Consider the following 8215-nt stretch of genomic DNA (forward strand, 5'->3'; position numbering starts at 1 on the left):
TGCATCCGCGGCGGGCTGGTGAATCTGCCCGCTATTTACGGCACGGTCGGGGCGACCAACCAATGTGAGACGGTCACCTCAACGCCCAATCCGCAGCAGGTGCTGTCGCCCTATCACCGGCCCGCCTTCAACAGCTGGACATCGCCGACGGTGACCTACAGCTGCGCTTCGCCGGATGGTACAGCGTTCACCGAGACGGTGACGGGCTCCTACATAGGGGCCGTGGCGACCGACGGCGATCCGTCGATCGGCTGGACGCTTGATCCGACGCGGGGCGGGATCTCGACCGTCTTCGATGGTGTTTGCGGTGCAGCGGCTGGCGGCACGGGGGCAAGCACCGCGCCTACAACCGGCCTGTGCCATGTCGGCGTTCCGTCCACAATCACGCTCGACACGACCAACAACCTCTTCACCTGGTCCTGCGCGGCGGGTTCCGGGGGCGGCACGCCGGCGGCCTGCCAAACCCCCTACAGCCCATCCGGCTGCAGTCCGGCCACGGTGGCTAACGGTACGGTAGGTTCGTCGCCCACCTGCACCGTTACCTGCGATAGCGGCTATGCGCTGAGTGCCGACGGCAAAAGCTGCACAGCCAGTTGTCCCGCGCCGTACACGATGGAATGCCATGTCACAGGATTTGACGATGGCAGCAATGGCGGCAAGTCCACAACATGCCAGTGCTCAAACGCATATTGCGGCACAGCCCAGGGTGAGGCGTCTGGCACTGCGCCGAGTAGCAATCTCTGTTTAAATGGGTCGACGCCCACGGTTTCCGTCAACGCTGGAAATTGGACATGGTCGTGCGGGTTCAAGCAGCAGTGTAACGCTCCCGTCCTCTGCAATCCGTCCAGCGTCGCCAACGGCACGGTCAACGCCGACTGTTCAATCACATGCGACAGCGGCTACAACCTGAGCGGTGACGGCAAGAGCTGTAGCGCAGCAGACCCTGTTGGGTGCTGCTCCTCCTGTCCAGATTACGGCACGAGCATAGGGTGTATCTATTTTCCATCCACACTGTCGAATTGTCCGACTATAAATACTAACGGGTGGATCGGTGAAATGTGGGGACCGCAAAATTGCGGGCCTGTCTGTAACCCGGCCTCTGTCGCCAATGGCACCGTCAACCCCGTTGACTGCTCTATTAATTGTAATAGCGGATATGCGCTTTCCAGCGACGGACAAAGCTGCAATGCGTCGCCGGCACCGGACGGTTGCGTTAGTGTTTGCGGAGATTTTTACAGTGATGGGCAGACTTGGTGCGAACCTTCCGGATTTGGTTATATTTGCGTCAATGGCAGGAAAATGTCAGATGGACAGCTGTCCTGTAAAAAGGGATGGGCGTGTTAAGTCTTGCTGTCGCGCATTTGACGCCGCGGTTGGGTGGGGCGAGTGCACTTTTCAAGTGCCTATAATTTCACGCATTCTTGAAACACCCGGAAATCGCCTCAACACTCTGTGAGTATTTACGCGTATTATCAAATCGTTCGATTTTCTTTAAATGTTTGGCTGTTATTGGTTTCGCTAGCGTCCACAATGCATCGAACTGCCCACGAAACATATCGGCTATCTGGCTATTCCTTATGAGCGTAACGCGCATCGCCGACCATTCGATCAGCGCCAGTCTATTCCCATAGACCCGGTAGGTCATATTTCCTATAACCTCAGCCGACACTGTCCGGTAAATCTCAGGGGAGTTGGAAATGAAATCTGCGTTATTCGGTATCAGGGTCCGTTGACGCCACCGTTTTTGCCGCTGCATTGTATAGTAAACGGGGTTTAACGTCGCGCAATACTCCATCCATTTGCGCTCATCCGAAGAACACCCCACGATTTCATCCTCCGGGCCCTTCAGAACCAAGAGGATATCTGTTTCCAGTTCGCAAAGAAAATCGGAGCCCGAGAAGGTCGTAACCTCGTGATCGTCTTGGCGCAGGCGCAGCCCGTTCCCCGGGATAAACTCCACCCCGCCTTTCTCCAGCGCCGTGACGATCGCCTGATAGGTGTCCGGGCGCGGCGAATACACCCCGCGCTCTAGGTTGTTTATTGAGGGCAGAGAAACGCCAGCCGCCTCAGCGAGCGCGTCCTGGGTCCAGCCGAGAAGCGTGCGAGCAGCTCTTATTTGCAAAAGGGTTACCATAGCGGGTGGCTAAATAACCCAAACGCACGCGGAAAACCAATACATTTATTTTTTTATGCATCATATGTCAAATACTATTTCTAATACATAATTATAGAAAAACGATATCATTATATGTAATATAAATATCTATGGTGACATCGATATTGCAAAAACGCGCTTCAGTTGGGGGTCTTGCTCTTCTCGTTTGTCTTGTGATAGGCGGATGTCGGCCGCCATCGTTCACGGAAAGTGAAAAGCCATCACCTTACTGTTTCCCGAGTGATCGCCTCGTGCTTTCGAGAGCGATCTATTTTGGCGACAATCCGCCGAACTGTGAGTCGGACAGAGCGCTGACGTTCAGTATTCGTCAAGGGGGCGCTATTCGCGTCTGCGAGCCTGATCGGGGTGGATGGGTAGATGTAGCCATCAAACCAGACTGTTAGGGGGGGCGATGCCGCGTATACGCGCCCTCCTTTTCGGTGTTTTTCTCGCGTTCCTCGCCGTCTCGTCAGGCCACGCGCAAACGGGGCTATGCACCTCTCAAGCCACAGGCACTACCGTTACCTACAATATCTTCAGCAATTGCCATCAAGTGACGAATAATACGGGACAGTCAATTTGCGTGTTTACCGGCTCAAGCGCGGAGTGGTCCACTTTCACAGCAAGCGGTACGCCTTGGAGTGGGGTCACAGTAAGCGCGTGCGCGCCGGCCTGTTCTGGCTACTCGTACAATGGTTATTGTTATTACATGGGAAGTGCGGGCTCATCCTGTAATACGGCATGCACAAACTACGGCGGCTGCAACGCTGCCGGTACCCAGGCGGCGGCCAGTTCGACGCCATGTGGCGCGATTTTGTATGGTCTCGGTGAATGGTCAAACTCGTCGGTCAGTGGTTCGGCAGAAGGATATGGGGTTGGTTGCTACATGGATGATTTGGCCGATCCTGTTCTTGGTACGATTATTACGCCGTATCTTGATACAAGCGCTACGACATGCGCCGCGTCGTGGTATTCGGGTAACGCCTATGCAATCCGTGTTTGCGCCTGCAACGGCGGATCATCTGCGGTCTATGGTTCTTGCGGCAGCTCGGCAAACACATGTACTTCCGGAACGGCCAGCGGCTACAGCGCCGGGGCCTGCGGCGGGAACGCGACCTGGACCTGTTTGGGCTCTAACGGGGGCACCAATGCGTCGTGCTCCCTTGCCAACGCGGCCTGTCCCACCTGCGGCGGTTCGGCAGACACCTGCGGCGTAGGTTCAGCCAGCAACTATAACGCAGGTTCGTGCGGCGGCACATCAACCTGGACATGCGCGAACGGCAGTTATACGCAATCATGCTCGGCTTCCAACGCCGGGTGTGCTTCGTGTTCATCGCCTTGCGGCACGATCTCAAGCGGTTCGACCTGTACAGCCTATGCCAGCAATGCCCCCACAGGGGCATGTACCAGCCAGGTCGAGACCTGCTCTAACGGTACCTTGTCGCCGAACAACTATAGCTACGGGAGTTGTACGGCGGGCTGCAGCGCCACGACGACCACATGGAGTTCGTGCTCGGGTACTGTCGCAGCGGCATCGGCCGGGGGCACGCAAACGGTCAATAATACGGCGGGGGGGTATACCGGCTCAGAGACTGCCACTTGTAACGCAGGCGGCAGCGGCGCCTTTGCCTATTCCGGGGCCAGTTGTACGGCGGCAGGCTGCACGAATTGCGCACTGCCCTGGGGTGGACAACAGGCATGTAATACTGGGCCGACAAGTAATGCGGGGGAATACTATACGCCTAACCCAACTTATGCCTGCTCAGCCAGAATTGTGCAGACAACCTGTAGCTCGTCCGGGAGTCTCACTTGTACCGACAACTATGGCGACAGCGGCTGTGCAGGCCCCTTTTATACTTCCTGCACAAAAGGGAGTGGCGGCGGCCAGGGTTGTTTCATTGGCAGTGTCCGCGTGACCATGGCCGATAACAGCGTCAAACCCATATCCGACCTTAGACAGGGCGACTGGGTTATGGGGCGGTACGGCCCCCATCCCGTCGAAAAAATTGTTGTTCGCAAATCCGCGGAGCCCCTGTACCGCATCAACGGCAGTTCGACCGCTTTTGTCACTGCGGAACATATTTTTTACACGACAGACGGACTGAAGTCGATTGATCCGGACCTGACATTCAGGGAAGACATGACCCATATTCGAGTCAATAAATTGAACGTCGGCGACATCATCTTAGATGAACATGGCGACGGACGACGTGTCACCGCTATTGAGGGGGTCTCAAACGGTGAGCACACACTTTATAATCCAGAATTCATCGGCGACCATAGTTACTATGCTGAAGGCTATCTCGTGCATAATCCAATAAAGTAACTGTTTTCAGAGGCCATTGCGTCGAGAGGGGTAGTGATATGGAAAACATAACGGCACCATCATACACCTTTGTCATGCTGGCGCTGGCCACGTCGTTGCTTGCGCCAACAACCGCTGTCATGGCCGCTGACATCCCGCCTGGCACCGCTTGGCATATCAGCCAGGGCGATCCTGCGACAGCGGACGAGGCCAGTTGCACTGCCTGGCCGCTGCAGGCGCGCAGCGATGATGCACTCGACGCCATCCATGCCAGGCTGATTTTTACGCGAAAACGCACGGAAAACGGCGATGTAAATGCGACGGCTACGCTCGTGCTATCAACGTCGACCGGAAAAGAATTCGCAGACAGAGTGATACATTTCGACGGCAAGCCAGATGCGGCGGCTGGAACCAAAGTCTTCTACCGCGTTACGGAGCAGCTCGCTCTTCCCGTGTTGAGGAAGCAGCTGCTTTCCTCGCCAACGATCTATTTTTCTGTAGCCGATAAGGCAGATTCGGAGCCGACATCCGTGTTTCTCGATGCGCTCGATAAGCTTGACGCCTGCGCGGTTTTGAAAGCCAATTAGAGAGCGTCCCCGGGCCACAACGGGCGCGCATCAAATTCTGCTATTCCGCGTTGAGGGTCGCCAGGAAGCAGTCCACCTCAGACCTCAGATGTTCCGCCTGTTTGGCGAGTTCGCCTGCAACCGACAGGACAGCGGACGAGGCCTCGCTGGTCTGACTTGCGGCTTCCGCCACCCCACAAATGTTTTGCGTGATCTCCTCCGTGCCCTTCGCCGCCAACTGGACGTTGCCGGAGATCTCCGCCGCGGTCGCAATCTGTTCCTGAACGGCGGCGGCGACGGACGACGCAACCTCGTCAATATTGCCGATCGACAATCCGATGCCCCTGATCGCCTTCACCGTCGTCGCCGTGACCCCCTGAATGCCCGCGATCTGCCCCGCGATCTCCTCGGTGGCCTTGGCCGTCTGGTTGGCGAGAGATTTCACTTCGCTGGCGACGACAGCGAAGCCTTTGCCGGCCTCTCCCGCGCGCGCCGCTTCGATCGCCGCGTTCAGCGCCAGGAGATTGGTTTGCCCGGCGATAGTCTTGATGAGCGCAACGACGTCACCGATCTTCTGGCCCGCCTGCGCCAAACCGTCGATGACCAACCCTGTCGCTTCAGCTTCGTGCACCGCCTCTCCCGCCAGGCGCGAGGCCTTCGTCACCTGACGGCCGATCTCATTGCTCGATCCGGTCATTTCCTCGGTCGCGCCCGCCACGGCTTGCACATTGGCGGAAGCCTGCCGGGTGGCACCAGCCACCGCCGAGCTCTGGTCCTGGGTTTGTTGCGCCGTCGCCGACATCGACGAGGCGTTTTCATGCAGTTTCGACGCCGAGGCGGCCAGATCGGTGACGAGCCCCGTAATGGTCATCTCGAACTCTTTCACGCGCTCATTGAGCTTGCGGCTTCTTTCCGTCCTGTCGAGCAAGGCATCCTGATAGACCGATATAGCGACGTCCATGTCAAGCATGACGGCGCTGTTCATGGCCGCTATTACCTTCGTCATTTTGGAAGGAGTCCAGCGGTAATGCTTCACGGCAAGCGCGATCAACCTATTGAGGACATAGTTATAGCCGCCGATATACCATTTCGGCTCCAGCCCGATCCTGTGGTGCGCCAGCCCAATCATGCGCACGCTGTTGAAATAGGCTTCATCGAACCGTCCCGAGAAAAGGCGCTGCCAATGCGCTTCCTGGGCGCTCTTGAGACGTGAGGTTTGACCGGAGATGAGTTTTTCGAGCGCCGGCACGGAGGAAACGTGCCGATAGAATGAGTTGAGGATATCAGTTAGGTCGGCCTGCACCTTGGGCCAAAACTCAGCGAGGAGCGTTGCGGCCTCTTGGTTCACGCCCATGAATCGAGTGCGTTCAATTATCGCTTCGCATTGCAATTGTTCCGACAAGCGGTGCCTCCTAGAAATTATATAAATTATCTAATTTGTATCAGGTAAAACGTACGGTGGTGTGAGTGTTACATTGACCGGACTTGTGTCAGGAAATCCTGTACCTTTTCCCGCAAGGTCTGTGATTTTACGGACAAATTCTCGGCACTCTTGAGTACGGAGAGCGCAGCATCCCCGGTCGCCTTGGCGGCTGCGGTGACGCCATTGATGTTTTCCGACACTTCGTGTGTAGCGGCTGTTTGCTCTTCAACGGCGCTCGAAATGGCGATGTTCACGTCGCTAAGCTTCTGAATCACGCCGGTGATTTCACGGATACATCCGGCGGTGTCTTTTGTAGAGTCCTGGATGCCCTTGACCTGTTCACCGATGTCGCCTGTCGCGCGGGCCGTCTGGCTGGCGAGCGATTTCACCTCGGAGGCCACGACGGCGAAGCCGCGGCCAACATCCCCGGCTCTCGCGGCCTCGATTGTCGCGTTCAACGCCAGTAGATTGGTCTGGCCGGCAATTTGCGCAATCATATCGGTGACCTCGCCGACCTTGTCTGCCTTTTCGACAAGGCCGCCGACCAGCGTATCGGACCGTCGCGCTTCGCTTACCGCGGAATTCATCACGACCATGGCCTCTGAGAGTTGCCTGGAGATCTCATTGACCGAGGATGCGAGCTGTTCAGACGCCGCCGCAACGCTTGTGGCCTGGGCGTTGGTTTGGCCTGCGGCCGCCGCCAGTGTGTGCGCCGTTACCTGCATCTGGTCGGCCGACGTTGCCAGAACGTCGACAAGCGCCTTTACGCCGATTTCGAATTCGGCTGCCAGATGAGCGTTCTCGATCTTTCGCGACGTCAGGTCGGTCGCGTATTTGACGACCTTGAAGGGCCTGCCGCTGAGGTCGAGAATCGGGTTGTAGGATGCCTCGATCCAGACTTCCTTCCCGCCACACCCAAGGCGCTTGCATTGGGCGGCCTTGTATTCGCCGCGGTTAAGCCTCGCCCAGAATTCCTTATATTCGGAACTGTTCGCGAAATCGGGCTCGACAAACATGCTGTGATGTTTTCCTCGAACCTGATCGAGGCGGTAGCCCATCACGTTCAGGAAATTGTCATTGGCATCGATAATCGTGCCGTCCATGTTGAACTGAATGACAGCTTGGGAACGGTTAATCGCCGCAACTTGTCCCGCGTAATCAAGCTGACTAGCGTCAGCCCATTCGACTAATGTTCCGATCCTCTTTCCGGTAGGGTCGATCAACGGCTTGACGGTCAAGCCGAAAACGAGCTTCCCGATGCGGATGCTCGCCTGATGCGGCGCCGCCAGCTTTTCGAGTATGCGCCGTTGATGAGCGGGGTCTTTGTGAAAAATATCAATATTGCTACCAATGATTGTCGATAGACTGAATCGCGGTAACTCGGCCTGCAGGTCCTTTTCATATTTGCCCAAAAATTCTCGCATAGCTTGATTCATGTAGATGATGTTGAAGTCGGGGTCTGCAATCATGGTGCTGACGCAAAGCGATTCAAGTGCTGCGTTATGAATCGAAGATAAACAGAACGCGCGAGACCTGTATTTATCGAGAAATCGAAGCATGGGAGATTTATGTCACAATAATTGAGGGGGCAAATGGTGTGTAACACTATCAGAAAGCGCAGTAAGTTGTGAAGAAAATAAATACACAGTTACGTGTAATATATAATGCGGTATTGTATTTGCATATAGCTGAAGCCGCTTGCGGTGGTAAAAATATGAAAAGTAAGAGAGATACGAGCTGGCGCGAACAGACTGTCGCAGCTTGCA

The 8215-nt window shown here is 56.1% G+C and carries 6 protein-coding genes; 3 read left to right on the forward strand and 3 right to left on the reverse strand.

Going from position 1 to position 8215, the window contains the following annotated elements; genetic code table 11:
* On the forward strand, positions 1-1344 hold a 1344-nt coding region (locus JOZ06_RS01275; RefSeq protein ID WP_293227897.1), incomplete at its 5' end, for a hypothetical protein.
* Positions 1345-1411: 67 nt separating this feature from the next.
* On the opposite strand, the gene JOZ06_RS01280 is transcribed toward JOZ06_RS01275, so the two are convergent.
* A complete protein-coding gene (locus JOZ06_RS01280; protein ID WP_293227899.1) occupies positions 1412-2134 on the reverse strand; it encodes a helix-turn-helix transcriptional regulator in 723 nt (240 codons plus the stop codon).
* A 1933-nt stretch (positions 2135-4067) separates the two neighbouring features.
* On the opposite strand from JOZ06_RS01280, the gene JOZ06_RS01285 reads away from it, so the two are divergent.
* Entirely contained in the window at positions 4068-4481 is a 414-nt protein-coding gene (locus tag JOZ06_RS01285) for a Hint domain-containing protein (protein ID WP_293227901.1), read from the forward strand.
* A 38-nt stretch (positions 4482-4519) separates the two neighbouring features.
* Positions 4520-5047: a hypothetical protein gene (locus tag JOZ06_RS01290; protein WP_293227903.1), complete on the forward strand. Its 528-nt coding sequence runs from the start codon at positions 4520-4522 to the stop codon at positions 5045-5047.
* A gap of 40 nt (positions 5048-5087) precedes the next feature.
* On the opposite strand, the gene JOZ06_RS01295 is transcribed toward JOZ06_RS01290, so the two are convergent.
* Entirely contained in the window at positions 5088-6428 is a 1341-nt protein-coding gene (locus tag JOZ06_RS01295) for a globin-coupled sensor protein (RefSeq protein WP_293227905.1), read from the reverse strand.
* 68 nt (positions 6429-6496) lie between these two features.
* Complete coding sequence (locus tag JOZ06_RS01300; protein ID WP_293227907.1) at positions 6497-8008, reverse strand: methyl-accepting chemotaxis protein; 1512 nt, start codon at positions 8006-8008, stop codon at positions 6497-6499.
* Between the last annotated feature and the right edge of the window lie 207 nt (positions 8009-8215).

Origin of the sequence: Paludibacterium sp., assembly GCF_019232825.1 — a bacterium.
Taxonomy (GTDB): domain Bacteria; phylum Pseudomonadota; class Gammaproteobacteria; order Burkholderiales; family Chromobacteriaceae; genus Paludibacterium.

Coding starts and splice junctions, on each gene's coding strand:
- JOZ06_RS01280 (WP_293227899.1), bottom strand. CDS start 2,134: ATGGTAACCCTTTTGCAAATAAGAGCTGCTCGCACGCTTCTCGGCTGG.
- JOZ06_RS01290 (WP_293227903.1), top strand. CDS start 4,520: ATGGAAAACATAACGGCACCATCATACACCTTTGTCATGCTGGCGCTG.
- JOZ06_RS01300 (WP_293227907.1), bottom strand. CDS start 8,008: ATGCTTCGATTTCTCGATAAATACAGGTCTCGCGCGTTCTGTTTATCT.